The 23,323-nt window shown below is 70.3% G+C and carries 25 protein-coding genes; 11 read left to right on the top strand and 14 right to left on the bottom strand.

Annotation, left to right across the window (positions count from 1 at the left end; all coding sequences use genetic code 11):
• Nucleotides 1-109: 109 nt before the first annotated feature.
• Nucleotides 110-1,480 carry a serine--tRNA ligase gene (serS, locus tag CK500_RS11045; RefSeq protein ID WP_095637276.1) on the top strand — a complete coding sequence of 457 codons (1,371 nt, stop codon included), beginning with the start codon at nt 110-112 and terminating at the stop codon, nt 1,478-1,480.
• Between the two features lie 26 nt (nt 1,481-1,506).
• Here the strand turns inward: serS and CK500_RS11040 are convergent, their stop codons facing one another.
• The gene (locus CK500_RS11040) at nt 1,507-1,713 is read right to left on the bottom strand and encodes a hypothetical protein (RefSeq protein WP_095637275.1); all 207 of its coding nucleotides are present in this window, start codon (nt 1,711-1,713) and stop codon (nt 1,507-1,509) included.
• Between the two features lie 163 nt (nt 1,714-1,876).
• Here CK500_RS11040 and CK500_RS16885 point away from each other — a divergent pair, with 163 nt between their 5' ends.
• A complete protein-coding gene (locus tag CK500_RS16885) occupies nt 1,877-2,065 on the top strand; it encodes a hypothetical protein (RefSeq protein WP_144049552.1) in 189 nt (62 codons plus the stop codon).
• A gap of 117 nt (nt 2,066-2,182) precedes the next feature.
• On the opposite strand, the gene CK500_RS11035 is transcribed toward CK500_RS16885, so the two are convergent.
• Entirely contained in the window at nt 2,183-2,785 is a 603-nt protein-coding gene (locus CK500_RS11035) for an LURP-one-related/scramblase family protein (protein ID WP_095637274.1), read from the bottom strand.
• A gap of 55 nt (nt 2,786-2,840) precedes the next feature.
• Nucleotides 2,841-4,070: a tRNA-intron lyase gene (endA, locus tag CK500_RS11030; RefSeq protein ID WP_095637273.1), complete on the bottom strand. Its 1,230-nt coding sequence runs from the start codon at nt 4,068-4,070 to the stop codon at nt 2,841-2,843.
• 118 nt (nt 4,071-4,188) lie between these two features.
• On the opposite strand from endA, the gene CK500_RS11025 reads away from it, so the two are divergent.
• Together CK500_RS11025 and CK500_RS11020 are read left to right on the top strand one after the other, a co-directional pair.
• Nucleotides 4,189-6,492: an AAA family ATPase gene (locus CK500_RS11025; RefSeq protein WP_095637272.1), complete on the top strand. Its 2,304-nt coding sequence runs from the start codon at nt 4,189-4,191 to the stop codon at nt 6,490-6,492.
• 9 nt (nt 6,493-6,501) lie between these two features.
• Complete coding sequence (locus CK500_RS11020) at nt 6,502-7,590, top strand: rhomboid family intramembrane serine protease (protein ID WP_144049551.1); 1,089 nt, start codon at nt 6,502-6,504, stop codon at nt 7,588-7,590.
• A 28-nt stretch (nt 7,591-7,618) separates the two neighbouring features.
• Here the strand turns inward: CK500_RS11020 and CK500_RS11015 are convergent, their stop codons facing one another.
• From CK500_RS11015 to lwrS, 4 genes are all read right to left on the bottom strand, one after another.
• Nucleotides 7,619-8,086, bottom strand: a complete 468-nt coding sequence (locus CK500_RS11015; RefSeq protein ID WP_095637271.1) for a CopG family ribbon-helix-helix protein — start codon at nt 8,084-8,086, stop codon at nt 7,619-7,621.
• Nucleotides 8,087-8,111: 25 nt separating this feature from the next.
• Nucleotides 8,112-8,498: a PadR family transcriptional regulator gene (locus CK500_RS11010; RefSeq protein WP_095637270.1), complete on the bottom strand. Its 387-nt coding sequence runs from the start codon at nt 8,496-8,498 to the stop codon at nt 8,112-8,114.
• Between the two features lie 58 nt (nt 8,499-8,556).
• On the bottom strand, nt 8,557-9,207 hold the full coding sequence (locus CK500_RS11005) for an HAD family hydrolase (RefSeq protein ID WP_095637269.1): 651 nt from the start codon (nt 9,205-9,207) through the stop codon (nt 8,557-8,559).
• 62 nt (nt 9,208-9,269) lie between these two features.
• Nucleotides 9,270-9,653 (bottom strand): LWR-salt protein, encoded by a 384-nt coding sequence (lwrS, locus tag CK500_RS11000; protein ID WP_095637268.1) that lies wholly within the window; start codon nt 9,651-9,653, stop codon nt 9,270-9,272.
• A 64-nt stretch (nt 9,654-9,717) separates the two neighbouring features.
• Here lwrS and uppS point away from each other — a divergent pair, with 64 nt between their 5' ends.
• Entirely contained in the window at nt 9,718-10,701 is a 984-nt protein-coding gene (gene uppS / locus CK500_RS10995; RefSeq protein WP_095637267.1) for a polyprenyl diphosphate synthase, read from the top strand.
• Nucleotides 10,702-10,752: 51 nt separating this feature from the next.
• On the opposite strand, the gene CK500_RS10990 is transcribed toward uppS, so the two are convergent.
• From CK500_RS10990 to CK500_RS10980, 3 genes are all read right to left on the bottom strand, one after another.
• A complete protein-coding gene (locus CK500_RS10990) occupies nt 10,753-11,304 on the bottom strand; it encodes a phage tail protein (protein ID WP_158224043.1) in 552 nt (183 codons plus the stop codon).
• 316 nt (nt 11,305-11,620) lie between these two features.
• The gene (locus tag CK500_RS10985; RefSeq protein WP_095637265.1) at nt 11,621-12,079 is read right to left on the bottom strand and encodes an NOB1 family endonuclease; all 459 of its coding nucleotides are present in this window, start codon (nt 12,077-12,079) and stop codon (nt 11,621-11,623) included.
• Nucleotides 12,079-12,324 (bottom strand): PRC-barrel domain-containing protein, encoded by a 246-nt coding sequence (locus CK500_RS10980; protein ID WP_095637264.1) that lies wholly within the window; start codon nt 12,322-12,324, stop codon nt 12,079-12,081. Before CK500_RS10980 ends, CK500_RS10985 begins: the two co-directional genes overlap by 1 nt.
• 207 nt (nt 12,325-12,531) lie before the next feature.
• Between CK500_RS10980 and infB the strand changes: the two genes are divergently transcribed.
• Complete coding sequence (infB, locus tag CK500_RS10975) at nt 12,532-14,325, top strand: translation initiation factor IF-2 (protein ID WP_095637263.1); 1,794 nt, start codon at nt 12,532-12,534, stop codon at nt 14,323-14,325.
• A gap of 73 nt (nt 14,326-14,398) precedes the next feature.
• On the opposite strand, the gene CK500_RS10970 is transcribed toward infB, so the two are convergent.
• Entirely contained in the window at nt 14,399-15,187 is a 789-nt protein-coding gene (locus tag CK500_RS10970; protein ID WP_095637262.1) for a TOBE domain-containing protein, read from the bottom strand.
• Between the two features lie 173 nt (nt 15,188-15,360).
• Here CK500_RS10970 and CK500_RS10965 point away from each other — a divergent pair, with 173 nt between their 5' ends.
• From CK500_RS10965 to CK500_RS10950, 4 genes are read left to right on the top strand one after another with little or no spacing between them, the layout of a single operon-like run.
• Complete coding sequence (locus CK500_RS10965) at nt 15,361-16,305, top strand: substrate-binding domain-containing protein (protein WP_095637261.1); 945 nt, start codon at nt 15,361-15,363, stop codon at nt 16,303-16,305.
• The gene (locus tag CK500_RS10960) at nt 16,302-17,024 is read left to right on the top strand and encodes an ABC transporter permease (RefSeq protein ID WP_095637260.1); all 723 of its coding nucleotides are present in this window, start codon (nt 16,302-16,304) and stop codon (nt 17,022-17,024) included. The genes CK500_RS10965 and CK500_RS10960 overlap by 4 nt, the downstream gene beginning before the upstream one ends.
• A complete protein-coding gene (locus tag CK500_RS10955; protein ID WP_095637259.1) occupies nt 17,024-17,776 on the top strand; it encodes an amino acid ABC transporter ATP-binding protein in 753 nt (250 codons plus the stop codon). The genes CK500_RS10960 and CK500_RS10955 overlap by 1 nt, the downstream gene beginning before the upstream one ends.
• Nucleotides 17,777-17,826: 50 nt before the next feature.
• Nucleotides 17,827-18,261 carry a hypothetical protein gene (locus CK500_RS10950; protein ID WP_095637258.1) on the top strand — a complete coding sequence of 145 codons (435 nt, stop codon included), beginning with the start codon at nt 17,827-17,829 and terminating at the stop codon, nt 18,259-18,261.
• Between the two features lie 21 nt (nt 18,262-18,282).
• Here the strand turns inward: CK500_RS10950 and CK500_RS10945 are convergent, their stop codons facing one another.
• From CK500_RS10945 to CK500_RS10935, 3 genes are all read right to left on the bottom strand, one after another.
• A complete protein-coding gene (locus tag CK500_RS10945; RefSeq protein WP_095637257.1) occupies nt 18,283-18,852 on the bottom strand; it encodes an HIT family protein in 570 nt (189 codons plus the stop codon).
• Nucleotides 18,852-19,760: a type II methionyl aminopeptidase gene (map, locus tag CK500_RS10940; RefSeq protein ID WP_095637256.1), complete on the bottom strand. Its 909-nt coding sequence runs from the start codon at nt 19,758-19,760 to the stop codon at nt 18,852-18,854. The genes CK500_RS10945 and map overlap by 1 nt, the downstream gene beginning before the upstream one ends.
• A 76-nt stretch (nt 19,761-19,836) precedes the next feature.
• Entirely contained in the window at nt 19,837-22,200 is a 2,364-nt protein-coding gene (locus CK500_RS10935; protein WP_095637255.1) for a histidine kinase N-terminal 7TM domain-containing protein, read from the bottom strand.
• Between the two features lie 79 nt (nt 22,201-22,279).
• Here CK500_RS10935 and CK500_RS10930 point away from each other — a divergent pair, with 79 nt between their 5' ends.
• The gene (locus CK500_RS10930) at nt 22,280-22,747 is read left to right on the top strand and encodes a peroxiredoxin (RefSeq protein WP_095637254.1); all 468 of its coding nucleotides are present in this window, start codon (nt 22,280-22,282) and stop codon (nt 22,745-22,747) included.
• The last annotated feature ends 576 nt before the right edge of the window (nt 22,748-23,323 follow it).

Genomic DNA, 23,323 nt, shown 5'->3' with positions numbered 1-23,323 from the left:
CCGGAAACCGCAGTCGGGCGGTTATCCGCTCTGATCACTTTTAGGCTCCATGCCAACCGGTGCCGACGCTCCGATACGGTTTTGGGTCGCCCCGCGGAACTCCCGTCAAATGCTGTCTCGACAGTTCGTCCGGGAGAACCCCGAGGTCGTCCGCGAGGCGCTCGCCAACAAGGGCGTCGACGTGGACTTAGACCGGATACTCGACGTCGACGAGGAGTGGCGGGATCTGAAGAGCCGCGGCGACGACCTGCGCCACGAGCGCAACGAGGTCTCCTCGAAGATCGGCGACCTCAAACAGGCCGGCGACGAGGAGGCGGCCCAGGAGGCGATCGAGCGCTCGCAGGAGCTCAAAGCGGAGCTCCAGGATATCGAGGAGCGCGCCGACGAGCTGGAGGCCGAACTGGAGGCGTCGCTGCTCGAGCTCCCCCAGATCCCGCAGGAGTCGGTGCCGATCGGCGAAGACGAGTCGGAGAACGTCGAGCGGCGCCGCGAGGGGTTCGACGACCTCCGCGATCTCCCGACCGACGTGGAGCCGCACTACGACCTGGGCGAGGACCTCGAGATCCTCGACTTCGAGCGCGGCGCGAAGGTCGCCGGCGGCGGCTTCTACGTCGCGAAGGGCGACGGCGCCCGGTTGGAGCACGCGCTGATCCAGTTCATGCTCGACGTGCACCGAGAGCAGGGATACGAGGACGTGTTCCCGCCGATCCCGGTCAACTCCGCGTCGATGCGGGGCACCGGCCAGCTCCCGAAGTTCACCGAGGACGCCTACCGCGTCGAGGGGACCAACGAGGACGAGTACGACGACGACGACCTCTGGCTGCTCCCGACCGCGGAGGTGCCCGTCACGAACCTCCACCGCGACGAGATCCTGCTGGGCGAGGACCTCCCGCTCAAGTACCAGGCGTACACGCCGAACTTCCGGCAGGAGGCGGGCGAGCACGGCACCGAGACCCGCGGCATCGTCCGCGTCCACCAGTTCAACAAGGTGGAGATGGTGAACTTCGTCCGGCCCGAGGAGAGCGACGAGCGCTTCGAGGGGCTCGTCGACGAGGCCGAGGAGGTGCTGCGTCGCCTCGAGTTACCCTACCGCATCCTCGAGATGTGCACCGGCGACCTCGGGTTCACGCAGGCGAAGAAGTACGACATCGAGGTGTGGGCGCCCGGAGACGACATGGACGAGGGCCCCGAGCAGGGAGGCCGCTGGCTGGAGGTCTCCTCCGTCTCGAACTTCGAGGAGTTCCAGGCGCGTCGCGCGCAGATCCGATACCGCGAGGAGCACCACGAGTCCGCGGAGTTCCTCCACACCCTGAACGGGTCGGGGCTCGCGGTCCCGCGGATCGTCGTCGCCATCTTGGAGTACTACCAGAACGACGACGGCACCGTCACCGTCCCCGAGGCGCTGCGCCCGTACATGGGCGGGACGGAAGTGATAGAGGGCCACGACTCGGTCGGCGAGTCGAAGCTGGGCGGGGAGTGAGCGAGCCGGTCGCGATCGACGAACCGCTACCGACGCCAGAGGATCAGGACGCCGGCCACCACCGACAGGCCGACGATCGTCAGCGCTTCGCCCGCCATTCCGGGATCGCTCAGCGTCGCGATTCCCACGGCCGTCGTCACGAGACCGACGACCAGCGCGATCGCCCCCAACACGACGTTCGGAATGAATCCGAGCAGGACATCGAAGACCGCTTCGAAAATGTCGTCGATCATTAGTCTCTGAGTCTCGTTCGCCCTCCGACGATAACGTTTCGACAGGAAAAAGACGGGGAACAACCCGTTCGGTAAAACCTCACGAATTGCTCAGTACAGGGGACTCAGTGTTCGTACAATTCGGTGGCACTGCATTTTTATTTCCTCTTATTGGAGTGATAGTATGGTACTGAGAAATGGAAGAGAAGATGGACTCCTCAATAGGGAGACAATATTGTCTCTCGTCTCTGTTGGGTATGTCTCCATTCTTGTGGGCTTACTTTACAGTATTACCACTCAATCGTGGAACGTATTCTCTGCACTCGTTTTTATTGGGGCTCTTCTCGCAATTCCGTTTATATTCCTGACGTGAATAGATCAGTTCGCAGATCCCATCGGCCGGCCGTTTCAGACCACTTTATCGCTGAACCGCGTTTGTGCGCCTCACCTGCGGGACAGTGTCCAGTCTTCCCAGATGCTGCGACCGTTGCTACTTGTTCTCCAGTGCATCGAGGACGCACGCGGCGGCGATCACCGCCTCCTTCGGCACGTCGCTCGCGTCGTCGACGGTGACGGTGTAGGTGTCGCGCAGCGAGAACTGCCCCTCGATGTCGCCGACGTGCCCGCCGTCGGCGTCGAAAATCTCGTACTTGTTCGGGAAGAGATTCGCGGCGCCGACGAGGTGCCGGAGCGCCGAGAGGAGCTTGTTCTTCGACTGAATCGTCGCCAGCGCCTCCCCCGTCTCGGGGTCGCGGACCGTCCAGTTCTCGACGAACAGCGAGTAGTCCTCGTCTAACACGACGACCTCCTCGCCGGTGCCCGCGTCGGTGATGGCGTAGTTGCCCGCGACGTCCATGATGCCGCCGGCCTTCACTGAGAACGCGTCCTCGCCGTCGCCGTCGACGAACGGGAACTCCTCTTTCAGCTTGAACATCTTCTGTTTCCCGCGCAGGACGACGTTCCCGGCGCCGTCGCGGACGGTGTACTTGTTCCGGATCGCCGACTGCTTCACCTCGTAGCGGTCGTCGCTGAGGTCGACCGTGGAGATGTCGTAGGCGCTCGGCTCGGGCTCGGACGCGGAGGGCAATGGCATAGACGCGGGGACGGCGAGGCGTCAAAAAAGGGTTCCGCTCATTCCGACGCGGAAGTCACGGCGTCAGCCGCCCGATCGAGAGCCACTCCACGTCGGCGTCGGGGACCGGGTCGTCCTCGGCGGGCTCCGCGACCTCGTCGCTTCGGCCGTCTCCTGCCACTTCCGTCAGCGCGAACACCATCTCCTTGCGCACGCCGCCCGCGAGCCGCACGTCGAGCGAGAGCTCGCGCGGCGAGAAGCGGTGGTCGCCCTCGACGACGCGCACGAGGTGTTCGGAGTGGGGGAGGTCCTCGACCGTCTCCACGTCGAGGTACGTCCGGAAGTCGGCGCCGAACTTGAAGCCGGTCTTCGGAACCGCGTTGGCCCCGCGGAGGCGCCTGTACACGGCGAGCCGGCGGTCGAAGCGCTCGCCCTCCACGTCGCGGCCGCGGGCGACGATCGCGGCCGCGGGGCCGTCCGCCTCCGGGGTTCCCGTGCCGGCCGCTTCGCCGCTCTTCCCGCCCGCCGCGTCCACCGACGCCGACAGCGACAGCACGCCGTCTGCCGCGAGCGACGCCGCCTCGACTAAGGAGAGCTGGACCGCGCCCTCGATCGCCGCGGCGCGGCCGGTGAGGGGCTGGCCGTAGAAGCCGGAGTCGTACAGTCCCTCGGGGGCGTCCCAGACGACGACGCGGTCGGCGAGGAGGACGCCCGTCAGGCGGTCCGGGGGCTCGTAGTCTGTCGCGCCCGCGATCGTCCCCTCGGTCGCCGCGAAGTACGTGATGTCGGACTCCTCGTCGACGACCGCGAGGGTGCGCCCGGCGAGCCCCGCCGCCGACAGCGACTCGCGCTCGCCGACGACCTGCACGGGGTACTTCACGTTCCCCGTGTCGGGGGTCGAGCCGCGCTCGTAGGCGATGAAATCCACCGCGTCCGGGGCGTCGACGTCGCCGCCGGGCCACGGCTCGCGGGCCGGCGAGAGGTAGAAGCCGCGGTCGCGCAGGTCGGCGTACACGAGGTAGCGCACCGCGAAGCGGTCGGCCGCGGCCGCACACTCGACGAAGAAGCGCTCGAAGCCGACTTCGCCTCCCCCGTCGCCGTTCCCGTCGCCGCCGCGGCTCCCGCCGTCGTCGAGCGCGATTCCCGAGAGGTCGCCGCGGAACAGCAGGTGGGCGGCCTCGACCCGCGAGAGCGCGATCTCGTTGCCGTCGAGCGGACGCCCGTAGCCGCCGGAGTCGTGGAACCGCTGGCGGGCGTCGCCGCCGACGCGGACCGCGTCGCCGCGCAGGTGCCCTGTCGGTTGCATACCGAACGACGGGTCCGGGCGGGGTAAGGGGGTTGCGGTCGGCGGCGGGGCGGGCACGTTCGGCGTCAGCGGAGGCCCGCCGGGCAAGGATAAAGGGTCAGCCGCCGGAACGGAGCGTATGAACGACACCGACGGCCTCCGGCTCACGGTGCGTGCCGCCGAGAAGCGGGACGCGGGCCGGGGCATCGCTCGGCTCCCCGAATCCTCCCGGAAGCGACTCGGCCTCCTCAGCGGCGACACCGTCGAGATCCGCGGCGAGCGCACCGCCGTCGCGAAGGTGTGGCCCGGCGGCGCGGACGCGCAAGAGGGCTCCGTCCTCATCGACGCCGACACCCGCGCGAACGCCGGCGTGAAGGTCGGCGACACCGTCACCGTCGCCGCCGTCGACGTCGGGGACGCCGACCGGGTCATCCTCGCCGCGCCCGCGGAGCTCGCCGACGTCGACGTGAGCCGCGAGGTGGTCGAGCGCGCGCTCGCCCGCGACCTCCGCGACCGACCCGTCACCGAGGGCGAGGCGGTCCACGTCGAGCGGCTCGGCGGGATCCGGTTCGTCGTCGCCGAGACCGACCCGGCGGGCACGGTGCGCGTCACGAACCGGACCGACGTGTCGGTGCGATACGGGGACGAGGGCGGATCTCGGGGCAGCGTGAGCGGCGGACAGGATCGCCAATCCACGTCCGGAGCCCGGGCCGGAACCGGCTCCCCCGCGGACCGATCTCCCGGAACCGGGAGCGCCGACACCCCTGACACCCCCGGAACCGACGCCCCCGGCGCCCCCGGAACCGACGCCCGACCCGCCGGCGACGCCGCCGAGCCCCCGGCCGAGCACACCGCGGGCGCGACGTACGAGGACATCGGCGGGCTCGACGAGGAGCTGGAGCTGGTGCGCGAGACGATCGAGCTCCCCCTCTCGGAGCCCGGCGTGTTCACCCGGCTCGGGATCGATCCGCCGAAGGGCGTCCTGCTCCACGGCCCGCCGGGCACCGGGAAGACGCTGATCGCCCGCGCCGTCGCCAACGAGGTCGACGCGACGTTCATCACCGTCGACGGCCCGGAGATCATGTCGAAGTACAAAGGCGAGTCGGAGGAGCGCCTGCGGGAGGTGTTCGAGCGCGCGAGCGAGGACGCCCCGGCGATCATCTTCTTCGACGAGATCGACTCGATCGCGGGGAAACGGGACGACGGCGGCGACGTGGAGAACCGCGTCGTCGGCCAGCTGCTCTCGCTGATGGACGGGCTCGACGCCCGCGGCGACGTGATCGTCATCGGCGCGACAAACCGCGTCGACACCTTGGACCCCGCGCTCCGGCGGGGCGGCCGGTTCGACCGCGAGATCGAGATCGGCGTCCCCGGCGAGGCCGGCCGCCGGCAGATCCTCGACGTGCACACGCGGCGGATGCCGCTCGCGGACGACGTGGACCTCGACCGGATCGCGGCGCGGACCCACGGCTTCGTCGGCGCCGACATCGAGGGGCTCACGCAGGAGGCGGCGATGACCGCGCTGCGGCGCGCCCGCGAGTCGGATGCCGAGGCCCTCGACGACGTGACCGTCGGGAAGGCCGACTTCGAGGCGGCCCACGCGAGCGTCGAGCCGAGCGCGATGCGCGAGTACGTCGCCGAACAGCCGACCACCGACTTCGCGGACGTGGGCGGGCTCCCCGAGGCGAAGGAGAAGCTGGAGCGCGCGGTGACGTGGCCGCTGACGTACGGCCCCCTCTTCGAGGCCGCCGACGCCGACCCGCCGACGGGGGTCCTGCTCCACGGCCCGCCGGGCACCGGGAAGACCCTGCTCGCCCGCGCGATCGCGGGCGAGAGCGGCGTGAATTTCATCCAGGTGGCCGGCCCGGAGCTGCTCGACCGCTACGTCGGCGAGTCGGAGAAGGCGGTCCGAGACCTCTTCGACCGCGCCCGGCAGGCGGCGCCAGCGATCGTCTTCTTCGACGAGATCGACGCGATCGCGGCCGACCGCGACGGCGCGGGCGGCGACGGCTCCGGGGTCGGCGAGCGCGTGGTCTCCCAGCTCCTGACGGAGCTGGACCGCGCGAGCGACAACCCGAACCTCGTCGTGCTCGCGGCGACGAACCGCCGCAAGTCGCTCGACCCCGCGCTGCTCCGGCCCGGCCGACTGGAGACGCACATCGAGGTCCCCGAGCCGGACCGCGACGCGCGCCGGAAGATCCTGGACGTTCACACCCGCGAGAAGCCCCTCCTCGAGGGCGTCGACCTCGAGCACCTCGCCGACGAGACCGAGGGGTACTCCGGCGCCGAGCTCGCGTCGCTGTGCCGGGAGGCCGCCCTGATCGCCATCGAGCGCGTCGCCGAGGAACACGGCGCGGCGGCCAACGACCACGCCGACGAGGTCGGCGTCACCGCCGACGACTTCGCGGCGGCGCTGGAGAGCGTCCGCCCGGCGACGCCGTAGGTGGGCGACATGTCGGGAGACGGCGGTCCGGGCGAACGCGTTCGAGAATCGGCGAGCCGCGACCGGGATCCGACAAACCGCGACCGGGATCCGGCGAGTCGCCACGGCGGCTCCGCCAAGCCCCCCACCCTTCGCGGGCTGCTCGCGTCGGTCCTCGCCGCGGTTCGGTCGCGGCCAGCCGCGGAGCTGGCGCTCGTGACGCTCCCGCTGCCGGCGCTGCTCGTCGGCGTGAGCCTCCTCCCCGGCGTCGAGGCGTGGCGGTTCTCGCTGGCGACCGAGGGCGTGCTCGAGAACCGGTGGTCGCTGTGGACCGCGTTCGCGTCGAGCTTCGTCCACGCCGACCCGGTCCACCTCGCCGACAACGTCGTCAACTACTGGCTGCTCGTCGCGGTCGCGTATCCCCTCTCGGTCGTCGCCGGCTGGCGCCGGCGGCTCCTCGGCTCGGTCGCGGTCTACCTCGCGGTCGTCCCGCTCGTCTCCGCGTGGGCGACCGTCGTCGCGCTCGGCGGGATGACCGACGCGCCGACCGCCGGCTTCTCCGACGTGAACAGCGCGCTCCTCGGCTACCTCGTGGTCGTCTGGTTCGCGGCGCTCGCGGCGGAGTGGGAGCGAGACGGCGACCGGGAGCGGAACGGCGACCGAGACCGGGGCGGGGACCAGGACCGGGGCGGGGACCAGGACCGGGGCGGCAACCGGAACCAAACTCGACGCGGGTCGCCCGCCGACATCGACCCGCGGTGGTCGGTCGTCGCCGTCTTCGCGTCGCTCGCGCTCGCGCACCTCGCGCCGAGCGGCGTCGGCTACTTCCCGCCGCTGCCGGCCGTGGGATCGCTGTTCGCGGTCGGCGCGGTCGTCGCCGCGGCCGGGCTGTCCCTCGCGACCGGTCGCCCGCGGGTGACGGGGCTCGGCCTGTCTCCGGAGCGAGAGCTCCTGTACGTCACGGGCGCGAGCGTCGCGGCCGCCGGCGTGATCGGATCGCTGGTGCTCGTCCCGTTCGGAAGCAACGTGTTCGCGCACCTCGCCGGCTACGCCGTCGGGTTCGCGGTGCCGTTCGTCGGCGTGCTCGCGGACGCGGAGACGGATGGCGGAGGAGGTTGAAAACGGACGGCCACTTCGGTCCCCCTGATCAGTGGTCGTGACCGTGACCGTGGCCGTGACCGTCCGCCGCCGCGGGGTCGGCGTCGGCGCCGAACTCGTCGACCGGCGTCACGCTGTAGTCGACCGTGAGCGTGTCCTTCGTCGCGCGGATCTTCCCGACGAACGTCGAGATGTCTTCCAACCGCCCCTCGAGCACGAACAGCTCCATGCAGTACCGCGAGCCGACGTGGCTGTGGACGTTGGAGGCGACGAGCCCCTCGTTCTCGTGGCGGAGCCGCATCATCCGCTCCTCGACGCTCGTGGTCTCGTAGTCGAACAGCACGGTCACCACCGCCATCAGGTCGCGGTCCTCCAACGTCGCGTCCTCGAACTCTCCGAGGAGGTTTCGCGAGGCCTCGCGGACGACCTCGCTGCGCCCGGTATACCCGTGTTCGTCCGCGAACCCGTCGATTCGCTCCAGCAACTCCTCCGGCATCGAGACGCTGACGACCGTCATATATTAACTGAACGCACCGATCTTGTTAATCCTTGAGATCGGGGCCGTCATCGCCGGCGCCGTCGTCGCTGTCGTCGTCACTGTCGTCGTCGCTGATGCCGTCGCCGACAGTGTCTCCGTCTCCCTCGCCGTCTCCGTCTCCGACCTTCGCCGAGAGCCAGTCGTAGTGGTCGAGGAGCGCGCGCTCGCCCGCGTCGGTGAGGGCGTACACGTCGGCGATCCCCTCGGTCCGCCGGTCGAGGAACCCCGACTCCACGAGGGAGGTCAGCGTCGCGTAGAAGGAGCCCGGATCGATCCGCTCGTCGTAGTGCGATTCGAGCCGGCTCTTCAGCGACTGCGCCCGCAGCTCGCCGGCCTCGTACAGCAGCGCGCACAGGTCGCGGCGGCGGCCGCTGTGGAGCCACTTCGTCATGGGCTCGGTTCCACCCGCCGCCTCACGACCGTTTCGGTCGCGGGCGACCGCGGCGCCCTCACGTCGGTCCGACCAGTTCGTCGAGCCGGCTGACGCGCCGGTCGCCCAGCACGCACCGGCCGCGGTCCTCGTGGCCCACGCGCTCGACGTGGACCGCGTCGAGCCCCGCGTTCCACGCGGCGCCCACGTCGCTCTCGCCGTCGCCGGCGTAGTAGCCGCGGTCGGTCCGGGGGTCGACGCCGAGGTCCGCCATCGCCAGCTCGATGGGGGCCGGGTCCGGCTTCCAGCCCGTCTCGTCGGTACAGCAGACGACCGCGTCGAACCGGCCGTCGAGGTCGAGCCGGTCGAGCACCGGCTCCGCGAGGAACTGCTGGCAGTGGGTGACGAGCCCCGTCGGCCCGCCGGCGTCGTCGACGCTGTCGAGCAGGCGGGCGGCGTCGTCGTGGAGGTACGTCGCCTCCGCGCGGGCGATCGGGTCCTCCTCGGCGTGGAACGCCGGCCAGAACGCGTCGGGGTCGACCCCGAGCTCGCGGAGGGTGTCGCCGCGGGGGCCGCCGAGCCCGTGCCAGAGGACGTACGCCTCCCGGTCCGAGAAGGGACGACCGAGCCGGTCGCCGACGCGGTCGAAGACGCCGCGGGTGTACGACCACTCCGCGTCGACGAGCGTCCCGTCGAGGTCGAACAGGTGGAAGTCGTAGTCGGCGACCATGGGGCCGTCCGTAAGCGGCCGGGTGATAAGTGCGTTGTGGGGGCCTGTGGTCCGCTCTCGACTCACTCCCGCACGTGGATCGACGACCCGAGGTACTTGTGCAGGACCTCGTCGACGGAGTCGGCGTTGAACCGGTCGAGGTCCGCGGCGACCTCGCGTTTCAGCGCGTCGAGGTGGTCGCGGTCCGTCCGGAGCTCGCGGAAGTCGGCGGCGACGACCTCGGCGCTCGCGGCGTCCGCGAGGCCGAGCCGCTCCGCCGCCAGCCGCCGAAACGACGGCTCGTCGCCGATCTCGCCGCGCCAGAGGCGATCGCGGAAGAACAGCCAGCCCGCCGCCCCGGGCTCGCTCGCGGGGATCTCCAGCGTCGTCTCGAACCGGTCGGGGTCGACCGCCGCCGCGTCCGGATCGAGCCGGAACGCGACGGCGAAGACGTAGGCGGCGTTCATCGGCCGTGATCTGACCGGCCGGAGGGTAAAAGTACATACCGCTCGGTCGACTCGGTCGACCCGTATGTTGGACCGCCTCCGCGAGCTCGTCGAGCGCGCGTACCGCCGCCACCTCCGCCGACAGATCGGGGACGTGCCGACGCACGTCGCGATCATCCAGGACGGGAACCGCCGGTACGCCCGCGAACGCGGCGGCGACGCCCCCGACGGGCACCGCGCAGGCGCCGCCACCACCGAGCGGGTGCTCGACTGGTGCGCGGATCTCGGCGTCGCGGAGCTGACGCTGTACGCCTTCTCGACCGAGAACTTCGAGCGACCGGACGAGGAGTTAGCGCCCCTCTTCGACCTGCTTGAGGCCAAGCTCCGGGAGTTCGCCGACGCCGACCGCGTCCACGAGCAGGGGGTCCGCGTTCGCGCGATCGGCGACGTCGACCGCCTCCCCGAGCGCGTGCGCGACGCGGTCGACTACGCGGAGCGCCGCACCGCCGACAACGACCGGTTCACGCTGAACGTCGCACTGGCGTACGGCGGCCGGACCGAGCTGCTCGACGCCGCCCGGACGATCGCGCGCGACGTCGACGCGGGCGACCTCGACCCCGATGACGTCGACGTCGAGACGGTCGAGGACCGGCTGTACGATCGCCCGGTCCGCGACGTCGACCTCATCGTGCGGACCGGCGGCGACGAGCGCACCTCGAACTTCCTCCCGTGGCACGCGAACGGCAACGAGGCCGCCGTCTACTTCTGTGCGCCGTACTGGCCGGAGTTTTCGGAGGGGGAGTTCCTCCGCGCCATCCGCACGTACCAGTCGCGTGAGGAGTCGTGGCGCCGGGACCGGGCAGAGCGCGCGGCCGCGCTCGTCCGGGCGGTCGCCGAGGTCGAGATCGCGGAGGCCCGGACCGTCGCGGGGCGGCTCCGCGACCGGCTGCCCGCCGTCGACGCCGGGGCGCTCCGGGAGGCCGTCCCCGGCGAGGAGGGCGGGCCGAGCGCGGTCGAGATCGAGGCCGAGTCGCGAAGGGGCGACGCGAACGAGGCGTCGACCGACTGATCCGGCGGGTAGCGACGCGGAAGGGCCGGTACGCCGCCCTCCCGGAGGGCCTCAGATCTCCTCTCGGACCATTCGGTCGAACGCGACCGTGATCGATTCGGTCGCCACGTCCCCGTCGGCGCTCGCGTCGAGCTCGGGCGGGCTGTACTCCTTGATCCAGGCCTCTTCGAACCGCCACTCGAGGAGCGGCTCCGGATTTCCGCCTCGCCCGTCGAGCAGTTTCACCGCGATCTCCTTCCGCCCCTCGTCGGCCTTCCCCGCTCTGACGGCTTCGTGCCAGTCGTAGAGGCGGTTGACGTCCTCGCGCTGGAGCCCCCGCTCCATCTCGAGGTCGTCGAACGTCGTCTGTCCCCAGACCTTCTTCTCGTAGTCGGCGTCGTTGCCCTCGCGGTACTCGTCCTGTTCCGTGGAGCGACTCGGGATGGTGACGGTCTGCCAGCCGGACACCGCCTCGCCGTCGAGTTCGACTTCGAACCGGCCGGTCCGCAGCGCGTCGTGTCGGTTCAGCGCGGCGGCCTCGGCGGTCGCCTCCGTCTCCGTCTCCACCTCCGCCGCGCCGGACGCGAGTCCCAGCGCGCCGGCGACGCCGATCGTTTGCAGCACTGTCCGCCGTCCGATGGTCGGTAGCATGGTCTTGTCCCCTCTGTGTGTGCGGCGACTACGACGTCGTTCGTTCGGACGGTTCACCTCGGGCGGTGCGTGTCGATGCCGGCGTCAACACGCGTCGCGGGCGCCGGCGCGCGCCGTCCTCCCGTCCCGACCACGCCGAACGCCTCGTTATAGTTGAGTATGTCACAATTAAACAGTATCGATATTTTAAATGTGTCAGAGAGAAATTCCACTGAACGAACGGCTCGGGTGCTCTCGGCCCGATGATTCCGATCGCTGTCAGACGGTGGCGGGCCGCCCGTTCACTCGCTCACGCCGGGTTCTTCCGCGTCAGGTCGCTCCCGCAGATCGGACATCGCTCCTTGTTCTCGTCGAAGGTGCGGTTACAGCCGACGCACTGGAACCGCCACTCGCGCTCCTCGGAGATGCCGTCGCGCGCGATCGCCTCGACGGCGATGTCGAGGCGTTCGGCGACGTTCTGCATCGCGTAGTCGTCGGTGACGAGCGTCGCGCTCAGTTCGAGCGCGGTCGCGATCAGCCGGGTGTCCGTGTCCGACAGCTCCGCGGCGTCGCCGGAGCCGCGCGCGGCGCGCCGGACGTTGTCGAGGACCTCCGGGGCCGGGACGTGGATCGTCATCCCGGAGCCCTCCATCGCGTCGAACCGGAGCGCCCCCTCGCCGGTGAGCTCGTCGTGCACTTCGGGCACCGAGACCACGTCGTCGTCGGTGGTGTACTCGTGGATGAACGCCGAGGTGTCGAGGACTTCCATTAGCGGGCGACGACGATGTAGTCTTTCACCGCCTGCACGTTCGCAACCGGCACTTTCAGGCGGCCCATCTCGTCGACGTCGAAGCCCGAGCGCTCCGGGCTGAGGTGCTCGTGGGGACTCACGAGCAGGTCGGCGAGCTCGCCCGACTTGAGGTCCATCGTGATGTTGTACAGGTCCCCGAGTTCGGTTCCGTCCGCGCTCATCACCGCCTTCCCGGAGAGGTTCTCCGCGAGGATGTCGACCATGTTCGCACGGTCCCGGGCAACGGTCTTAAACTCCACGGGGCGTCGGACGGGCGACAGACGGGTTCGAGACGCCGCGACGCCGGTCAGCGGGGCGAGCCGCGGCGATCGCGGTGCTCCTCCCCCGCGCTTCGGCCGGGCGCGTTTTGAAAGGCTTAACTGACGGCCGGGCGGAACGATAGGTAACCGACTTTCTCGGGGCGATCACTGATGACCGACCACACAAACGCGGACACCCTTCGGACGCCGATCGTCGCCGTGCTGGGCCACGTCGATCACGGCAAGACCAGCCTGCTCGACAAGATCCGCGGCTCCGCCGTCAGCGAGGGCGAGGCCGGCGCGATCACCCAACACATCGGGGCGACCGACATCCCGCTCGACACCATCTCCGGGATGGCGGGCGAGCTCATCGACCCGACCGACTTCGATTTACCCGGGCTCCTGTTCATCGACACGCCGGGCCACCACTCGTTCTCGACGCTGCGCGCCCGCGGCGGCGCGCTCGCCGACATCGCGGTGCTCGTCGTCGACGTGAACGACGGCTTCCAGCCGCAGACGGAGGAGGCGATCGATATCCTCCGCCGGACGGGGACCCCCTTCGTCGTCGCCGCCAACAAGGTGGACACGACGCCCGGGTGGAACCCGCAGGACGGCGAGCCGATCCAGAAGAGCCTGGAGGCGCAGTCGGAGCGCGCCGAGTCGATGCTCAACGAGAACCTCTACGAGATCATCGGCCAGCTCTCCGACGCCGGCTTCTCGGCCGACCTCTACTGGCGCGTGCAGGACTTCCAGAAGAACATCGGCGTCGTCCCCCTCTCGGCGATCACGGGCGAGGGCGTCCCCGACCTGCTCACCGTCCTGATGGGCCTCTCCCAGCGGTTCATGAAAGAGGAGATGGCGATCGACGTCTTCGGGGCCGGCGAGGGGACGGTCCTCGAGGTGAAAGACGAGCGCGGCTTCGGCGCCACCATCGACACCGTCGTGTACGACGGCGTGGTTCGGAACGGCGATCAGATCGTCGTCGGCGGGCAGGAGGAGCCGATCGTCACGGAGATCCGGGCGCTGCTCCAGCCGCGACCGCTGGAGGAGATCCGCACGGAGAAGAAGTTCGAGAAGGTGGCGGAGGTCGGCGCCGCCGCCGGCGTGAAGATCGCCGCGCCCGACCTCGATCGGGCGATGGCCGGCGCGCCGGTCCGGGTCGTCCGCGATCGTCCGGTCGAGGAGGTCGTCGAGGAGGTGAAAGCCGAGCTCGCGGAGATCGAGGTGGACACCGCCGAGGACGGCGTCGTCGTCAAGGCGGACACGCTCGGCTCCCTCGAAGCGATGGCGAACGCGCTCCGCGAGGCGGAGGTCCCCATCCTGCGCGCGGAGGTCGGCGACATCGCACCCCGCGACATCGCCGTGGCCGAGACCGCGAACCAGGACGAGCACAAGGCCATCCTCGGGTTCAACGTCGACCTCCTCGCGAACGCCGAGACGGAGCTGGAGAACGCCGACGTGAAGCTGTTCACCGACGAGGTCATCTACCAGCTGATCGAGGACTACGAGACGTACGTCGAGGAGAAGCAGCGCGCCCAGCAGGAGACGGTGCTGGACAAGGTCGTCCGACCCTCCCGGTTCCGGATCCTCCCCGACCACACGTTCCGCCAGAACGACCCCGCGGTCGTCGGCGTCGAGATCATCTCCGGGACGCTCCAGAACAACCGCAACGTCGGCGCCTTCGAGGGCAACGAGTTCGACCGCGCCGGCCAGCTCTCCGGCATTCAAAAGCAGGGCGACGACGTCGACGAGGCGCGCGCCGGCGAGCGCGTGAGCATCGCCATCGACGGGCCGACCGTCGGGCGCGACATCGAGGAGGGCGACACGCTCTGGACCGAGATCCCCGAGAAGCACGCGAAGATCCTCGAACAGGAGCTGAAAGAGGAGATCACGGCCGACGAGCGCGAGGCGCTGTCGGCGTACTTAGAGACCAAGCGGAAGCGGGACCCCTTCTGGGGGAAGTAGGCAGAGCGGCGATCCTGCCGGAACGCGGAGTTCGATCGACCTCTCCCCGTCGCCCGTTCACTGAGGGTTTCGTTTACGAGCGAGACGCCGCCGCGTGCGCCACGATCCGCGTCGCGGTCGCCTTCCACCGGATCGCCACCTCCTCTCCGTCGACTAGGTCCAACCGCGCCGCGCTCTCGGCCGTGATCAACACCCGAAACTCGACCTCGCCCACCGCCACCCGCACCGTCGACACCGTCTCGCCCGCCTCGACGCCGACGACCGCGCCGCGCAGGCGGTTCCGGGCGCTCGTCGCATCCGGGTCCACGCCCACGTCTCCCTTATAAATCGTCACCGCGTCCGCGCCGATCCTGACCTGTACCGCGTCGCCGACCGCCGCGCCGTCGCGGGCGTCGCCCGCGCCGTCTCCGTCCCCGTGGAGCCCGCGTACCCGTCCGACCGCAGTGTCCACGTCGGCCAGTTCGCCGTCGACGCTCGCGACGGTCCCGTCGAGCACCGTCTCGGGCACGCTCGCGGTCGCGGCGAGCACGGCCTGCAGGCGATCGTACCGGTCGAGGAGGTCGCGGCCGCCCGCCGAGAGCCGGCTTCCGCCGCCGCCGGAGCCCCCGCGCCGGCGTTCGACGAGCGTCCCGAACGCGTCCTCCAACGCCTCGATCCGCGAGAGGGCGCGGGCGCGGGACCGGCCGAGGTCGGCGGCCGCGCCCGCCACCGAGCCCGCCTCGTGGACCGCGCGCAGGAGCGCGGCGTCGCGCCCGTCGAACTCGACGCCGTCCCCGATGAGCGCGGCCCGACCGCGGCCGGCCCCGCCGTCCGTTTCCGTGCGCCCGGTTGCTCTCCCGTCCCCGTCCGCCGACTCGTCCATACCCCGTGGTCGTCCCCCGCGGTGTTGGCGCTTTCCCTCCGACCGCGGCCGCCTCGACGTAACCGTCTCCGACCCCGTCTTCGGGGAGTACCGTCGACCACCGGCGTCTCGTAACCGGTCCCGATTACGGCCGCGGCAGAAGGTATATCCGGCATCGGTTCGTCGATGTGTCTATGACGATACATCGGAGGCGATTCGTCGCCGCGCTCGGTGCGGGCGCGGTCGCGAGCACCGCGGGGTGCGCCCGACTAGGACTCGGCGGCGAGTCCGGCGCCGGCAGCGACGACCGGCCCGCCGTGGCCGGCGAGGAGCTCACGCTCACGACGACGACGAGCACCTACGACACCGGTCTGCTCGACGAGATCCACACCGACTTCGAGGATCTGTACGGCGTGACCGTCGACGCCGTGGCGCAGGGGACCGGCGCGGCCCTGGAGTCGGCCCGGAACGGCGACGCCGACGCCGTGATGGTCCACGCCCGCGGGCTCGAAGACGAGTTCCTGCGAAACGGCTACGGCGTGAACCGCCGCGACCTGATGTTCAACGACTTCGTGATCGTCGGGCCCGAGAGCGACCCGGCGGGGATTCGGGGGACGGGCTCCGCGACCGACGCGCTCGCGGCGATCGCGGAGGCCGGCGAGACGTTCGTCTCTCGCGGCGACAACTCCGGCACCCACGCCAAGGAGCTGACCCTCTGGGAGGCGGCCGGCACCGAGCCGGGCGGCGACTGGTACCAGGAGACCGGCACCGGGATGGGGGAGGCGCTCAACGCCGCCACCCAGCAGGGCGCGTACACGCTCTCCGACCGGGGCACCTTCATCTCGCAGCGCTCCGAGATCGATCTCGCGATCCTCGTGCAGGGGCCGATCGAGGGCGGACCGGAGATCCTCGCGAACCCGTACGGGGTCATGGCGGCCAACCCTGGCGTCCACGACGGGGTCAACTACGACCTCGCGATGGCGTACATCGGGTGGATCACGAGCCCCGGCGTGCAGGAGTCCATCTCGGGCTACGAGGTGAACGGCGAGCAGCTGTTCTTCCCCGAGGCCGTCTCGGAGGACCCGAACTTCGGGCAGTACGTTCCGGAAGGTTGGAGTAGCGACTCCGCCGACGAGTGAGCGTGTCTCTCGCGGCGATCCCGGAGCTGGCGCCCGCGCTCCTCGACCTCCCGTTCAGGGAGGGGTACGTCCGAAGCATCGTCTTCGTCTCGCTGTACGTGAGCGTCACCGCGGTGGCGCTGAGCACGCTGTTCAGCGTGCCGGTCGCCGTCGCGATCGGCTTCGCCGACTTCCCCGGAAAGGGGTTCGTGAAGTCCGTCGTCAACACGGGGATGGGGTTCCCGAGCGTGGTCGTCGGACTGATCGTGCTCTTCGCCGTGTCCAATCAGGGCCCCCTCGGATCGCTCGATCTCGTCTTCACCCGGGAGGCGATGATCATGTCACAGTTCGTGCTCGCGACGCCGCCGATCACGGCCATCACGTTGGCGGCCGTCTCCGGGGTCGACGAGGGCGTCCGAGACGCCGCGCGCGCGCTCGGCGGCACGCGCCTCGACGCGGCCCTGGTCGTCTTGAAGGAGGCGCGCTACGGGATCGCCACCGCGATCTTGGCCGGGTTCGGCCGCGCCGTCAGCGAGGTCGGCTCGGTGCTCATCGTGGGCGGCAACATCACGAGCGCGGACGGGATCTCGAAGACCCGGACGCTGACCACCGCCATCCAGCTCGAGGCGCGGCAGGGGCAGTACGAGACGGCGATGATCCTCGGCGCGGTCCTCGTCGCGCTCGTGTTGACCGTCAACGCCGTGGTCGTGCACTTCGGCGACAGCGGGGTGACGCGGTGATGCTCCGCGCGACGGATGTCTCGCAGTCGTTCGGCGGCGAGCGCGTGTTCGACGACCTCTCCGTGGAGGTCGACGCCGGCGAGGTGCTCGGGGTCATCGGCCCCTCCGGAGTGGGCAAGACGACGCTGCTCCGGACGCTCGCGCTCTCGCTCGAACCCGACGCGGGGACCGTCGCCCTCGGCGGCACGGAGGCGTGGACCGCCGAGGAGTCGGAACGCCTCGCTCTGCGGCGTCGGGTCGGGATGGTCTTTCAGGAGGCGAGCCTCTTCGACGCCTCGGTGGGCCGCAACGTCGAGTACGGGCTCCGGGTCCGGAGCCCGTGGAGCGACCGGATCGCCGCGGCGCTGGGCCTCGCCGAGACCCCGGACGCGGTTCGCGAGTCGCTCGACGTCGTCGGACTGACGGACAAGGCGGACCAACACGCCGACTCGCTGTCGGGCGGGGAGGCCCAGCGCGTGTCGTTCGCCCGCGCGCTGGCGTACGATCCCGACGTGCTGCTGCTCGACGAGCCGACCTCCGACCTGGACCCGCGGAACACCGCGGTCATCGAGGAGGCGATCGGCGAGGCTCGGAGCCGGGGCATCGGCGTCGTCGTCGCGACCCACGACATGCACCAGGCCGAGCGCGTCGCCGATCGGGTCGCGGTGCTGCTCGACGACGGGATCACGGAGGTCGGCCCGACCGAGGCGATCTTCGAGGATCCCGACGACGAGCGCACTCGGAAGTTCATCTCCGGGGAGTTGGTGTATTGAGCCCCAGCCGACCCGGAGCCTTTTGAACGACGGCAGCGAACTGCGACGAGATGCACCGCCGTCGATTCCTCCGGAGGTTCGCCGCCGGAGGCGCCCTCCTCACGGCCGGCTGTAGCGCCCTCCGCGGACCGGGAGTCCCGTTCCGGTTCGCCGTCGTCAACCGCCGCGAGCGCGCGTATCACGTCGACTTCACTCTTCGCACCTCCCACGGCGACGCCCTCGTCGACGGCGCCGCCGACGTGGCTCCCAGACCGCCGGGCGACGACGAGTACGCCGAGCTGACCGTCGAGGACCTCGCGCGAGTGCGGAACGGCGACGAGATCGACGCGCGGGTCCGGGTCGACGGCCGGACGTACGAGGAGACCTACGAGGTGACCTGTGCCGAGAGCGACGCCGCTGAGAGCGCGCTGTTCTTCCGGATCCGCCACCCGGAGGCGCCCGCGTCGAACCCGACCGGGATGGAGTTCGGCGGGAGCGAGTGTTGAGAAACGGGTCGAGCGACGAGCTCAGCGGTCGCCGGCGCCGAGATCGAACGACAGCTCGACCGCTTCGCCGGCGTCTGCGTCGCCCACCTCGTCGACCACGTCGTCGCCGGCGGCGAACCCGGCGTGGAGGTGCTCGTAGGTGCGGTCGATCGCCTCCACGATCACCTTCGTGTCGCCCGTGACGGGCATGAAGTTCGTGTCGCCGTTCCATCGGGGGACGACGTGGGTGTGGAGGTGGTCGATCGAGCCGCCGGCCGCCGAGGCGCCGAGGTTCTGTCCGGTGTTCACTCCGTCGGGGTCAACGTCGCGGCGCAGCGCCGCGAGCGTCGCCGCCTTCAGCTTCGCGTGATCGAGGAGGGTCGCGTCGTCGAGGTCGGTGGGGTCCTCGCGGTGTTCGTCCGGGATCACCATGGCGTGGCCCGGGTTGTACGGCGCGTTGTTCAACAGGACGTAGTTGCGCTCGCTGCGGGCGACGACCCGGGCCTCGCGGGCGTCCTCGCGCTCGGGCAGGACACAGAACGGGCAGCCGTCGATCGGGTCGGAATCGCGCTCGACCCACTCGATCCGCCAGGGAGCGTAGATCCGGTCCATCAGTCGTCGAAGCCGTGGATGCCCGCCGTCGTCACCTCGACGCCATCCTCGGTGATCAGGAGGGTGTGTTCCGCCTGACTCACGAGGGCGTCGTCGGCCTCCTTCAGGACGGGGTACCCCTTTACCGCGTTCGCCTGCTTCAGCCGGCGCAGGGCCATCTCCGCGCGGTCGCCCTCAAGCCACCGCGCCGCGAACGGGAGGTCGTCGAACGCCTCGATCTCCTCTAAGGCCTGTCGCGCGCGGCGGTCGCGGACGCTCGCGGAGCCCTGGCGCTCGAAGATCTCCTCTTCGGTCCCCTCGCCGACCTTCCCGCGGCCGTCGGTGGCGAACGGCTCGATGGCGACCGCCTGTCCGGGCTCCAGCTCGACCGAGCGGTCGACGCCCCGGTTCGGAACGGTGGGGCCGGTGTGCGCGTCGTAGCGCTCGACGCCGTGCCCGGAGAGGTTCAACACGGGCGTGTAGCCGTAGCCGCGGATCACGTCCTCGATCGCGCCGCCGACCACGCCGACCTCGACGCCCGGCCCGGCCTCGTCGACGGCGGCCTCCAGCGCCATCTCGGCGGCCTCGACCAGCTCGGGGGTGCCCGTGTGGTCGACCGTGACCGCGGCGTCGGCGATGTAGCCGTCGACGTGGACTCCCACGTCCAGACACACCATCTCCTCGCCGAACTCGGTGTCGTCGTCTCGGCCCGGCGTGGCGTGGGAGGCCTCGGGGTCGACGCTGATGTTGACGGGGAACGCGAGGCCGGCCCCCTGTTCCCGGATGAAGTCCTCCGTCCACTCGGCGACCTCGAGGTGGGTCCGCCCCGGCTCGACCATCTCGCGGGCCTCGTTCATCGCCTCGACCAACACCGCACCGGCCTCCCGGTAGCTCTCGACCGCGTCGTCGTCTAGGGATCCGTGACTCATGTCACCGGGTTCGTCGACCGACCGCAAAGAGGTTGCGGAGGGCGAACGCCGCCCGTTCCGCCACGGTGCGGGGTCGTTACCCGCCGTCGCGTCGCCGCCGGGGATCCGAGCCCGGTTCTCTGCCAGCGTCGCCGTCGACCCCCCGCGGGCGAGTCTCCGCGGGCTCGCGGTTCGCAGTCGACTTCGCGCCGTCATTGGTCGACGCCACGCCGTCCGCGGACTCTCCGTTGTCCGCGAACTCCCCGTCGCCCGCAAACCCCCCGTCGCCCGCAGGCTCCTCGTCGCCCGCCGCCGAAGCGCCGTCCGGCGTCGGGAACCACATCGTGACCAGCGTCCCCGTCGGCTCGCGGGTGTGGATCTCCAGCTCCCCGCCGGACTCCGTGACGATCCAGTGGACGAGCCAGAGCCCGAGCCCGCTCGCGTGTTCGAGCGCCGTCTCGCGCGCCTCCGAGAACACGCTCCGCTCGACCGGCGGGATCCCGGGACCGTTGTCCGCGACGGCGACCCGGAACCCCTCGCCGTCGCGGTCGACGCTCACCTCGACGATGGGTTGGTCCCCGTCGTTGTGGACGACCGCGTTCTCCAACACGTTCCGGACCGCGGACTCCAACAGCTCGTCGGCGCACACCACCGCGGAGTCCGGCGTCGACACGGTCACCGTCGTCTCCGGGAACGACGACTCCAGCGAGCCGCAGAGCCGCGTGACCAGCGGCGACAGGTCGATCTCCGTCCGCGCCCCGTCGCTGTGGAGCGCCACGTCGATCTCGCGGGCCTGGTCGCTGAGGTGCGTCAGCGTCTCCACCTTCCGGTCGATGACGTCGAGGTACTCGTCGCCGTCGGCGTCGACGTGGTCCCGCAGGAGGTCCGCGTAGCCGCCGATGACGTTCGTGTCGTTTTTGAGGTCGTGTCGGAGCACCCGATTGAGGACCTGGAGGCGCTGTTCGTACCGCCGGCTCTCGGTCACGTCGGTGGCGGTGATGACCACCTCTTGGGTGTCCTCGAACAGCCGCTCGACCGTCGTTTCGAACTGCCGCCAGTTCCCGTTCGCGTGGGCGATCCGGTGGTCGAGCAGCTGCTGGTCGTCGGTCTCGAAGGCGCGCTCGAACGCGGCCTGGGCCTCCCGCCGGTCGTCGGGATGGACCAGATCGATCACCGGTCGCCCCTCGATCTCCGCGGGGGCGTGGCCGAGCAGGCGCTCTATCGACGGGCTCACGTACCGGAGCAGCCCGTCGGTCCCGCAGACCGCGATGACGTTCGGCGACTTCTCGATGAGCGCCCGATAGCGCCGCTGGAGGGTCTCGCGCTCGGTGATGTCGCGGAACAGGAGCACGGTCCCGTCCCCCGAACCGCCCGGGGCGCTCGGGGCGGCTTCGGATTCCGGGCCGCTCCGAAGCACCGGACCGAACCCGGATCCAGTCGGGGCGATCGAGTGGGCGGCGACGGTCAGGAAGCGCGGCTCCGACCCCCCGTCGATCGTCACCCTGAGATCTTCGTCCGGGCCCGTCCCGGACGCAGGGTCGCCCCCCTCCCGGTCACCGTCGCCGCTCCCGGACGACGCGAGGTCGACCACCGCCGGCGCCCGGGCGAACGCCTCTTCGACGTCACAGCCGATCGTCGCGCCGGGGAACAGCCCTCGGGCCGGCCGGTTCATGTCGACGACCCGGTCGTCGCCGTCGACCACCACGACGCCGTCAGAGAGATTTGTGAACACCGCGTCGCGGGCGATCGGCGAGAGGTCGAGGAGCCGGTAGCGGAACACGACCCACCCGAGCAGCCCGGAGGTGGCCGCGAACGTGACCGGGGTGAGGTCGACGAACCGGGGACCGAGTGCCCCGCTGATCCCGACGACGCCGACGGACATCGGCGCGACCCCCGCGACGAGCAACAGCACGGCCTGCCACCGGAACACGCCGTCCCGCGCGAGCGCGGCGTAGCCGAGCACGCCGAACGTGAACAGGTTCACGGCGTAGCTGTACGTCATGAACCCGATGAGCGCAGAGGTCGGCGCGTACTCCATGACGAGGTATCCGTTCGCGCCGTCGAGCGCGGGGGACGTGTAGAAGAGGGGGTCGGCGCCGACGAGGAAGACACCGCCGACGACGGTCGCGGGGACGAGACAGAGGAGGAGGAGCCGGCGGGGGCGGAGCCACGACACCCAGCCGACGTACGCGAACACGAACGCGGGCCAGGCGACGGCGAGCATCGCGATCCCGACCCAGACGAGGCGGTTCCACGACAGGGTCGCCGACAGCGTCGTCGCCGACAGCTGCCCCGCGTACGCCAGCGACCAGACGCCGCTCGCGACCGTGACTCCGACGAAGCTCCGCAGGAGCGGGGCCTCTCGCTTTGACCGGTTCCAGACCGCGTAGGCGGCGAAGGCAAACGACGCGAGCGACGCCACCAGTAACGGCGCCGTGTACGGCGCCGGTTGCCACTCCATCGATACCGGGCGAACGACTGTGACAGATAAAAAGGAATCGGACCGAACATCCTAATACCGGGGCGAAACCACGAGACGTATGCTCGAACCGGGCGATTCCGCACCCGAGATCACGCTGTCCGACCAGCACGGCGCCACCGTCACCGTCGACCCGTCCGCGGCGCGCTACACGGTCGTCTACTTCTACCCGCGGGCAGACACGCCGGGCTGTACCGCCGAGGCGTGTAGCTTCCGCGACGAGTGGGACGCCTTCGAGGGCGCCGACATCGCGGTCGTCGGGATCAGCGACGACCCCGTCGACGACCTCGAGCCGTTCGCCGAGGAGTACGACCTCCCGTTCGCGCTGCTCTCCGACCCCGACGGCGCGGTCGCGAGCGCGTACGACTCCTACGGCGAGAAGCAGATGTTCGGCAACACCTTCGACGGCGTGTTCCGGAACACGTACGTGCTCGACGACGGGGGGACCGTCGTCCTCGCCTACGAGGGCGTCTCCCCCGAGGACCACGCGGTCGAGATCCTCGAGGATATCGAGGCGCTGCAGGACTGAGACGGATGCGATCGGGTTTTGACACCCGCGAGGCCTCACGGGGGAGGCGCGCTCGGATGTGGCTCCGCTCCGTACGGACCCACCGACGATCGATAGCGGGAGTGGATATTGCAGATCGGTATCGGCGATACAGTATTTAAAAAGCACGAGCGGCGGCGACAGTCGGTTATAAACAACCGTTGCGGTGGCGCGTGCCGAGGAGCGCCCGGAGGGCGCGACTCGCACGCGCGAGGGAGTCGCTGGCGCCTTATAAGGCGCCAGCGACAGGGCGAGAGCGAAGCTCTCGCTTGCAACCGGACGTAGTCCGGTGACGAGGCTGGGGAGGTGTGAGGTGCGGTGCTGTGCTGTGCGGGGCGGGACTCAAAGGGGCAGTCGCTGCGGGCGGCGCAGGCGTTCACGAGAGCAGAGCTCTCGTGAGCCAATCAGAACGCTTCGCGTTCTGATGACGACGTAAGCACCGCAGGGAGCGAGTGAAACGAGCGACCGAGGAGCGCAGCGAGCGTGCGCCGCCCGCAGCGACTGGGGCTTTGCAGGCCGTCACTCCAGAGCCGACGATCACGTATAAGCACCCGCCAC

The organism is Halorubrum salipaludis, from assembly GCF_002286985.1.
In the GTDB taxonomy this organism is placed as follows: domain Archaea; phylum Halobacteriota; class Halobacteria; order Halobacteriales; family Haloferacaceae; genus Halorubrum; species Halorubrum salipaludis.
This window is presented reverse-complemented; position numbering and strand designations above follow the sequence as displayed.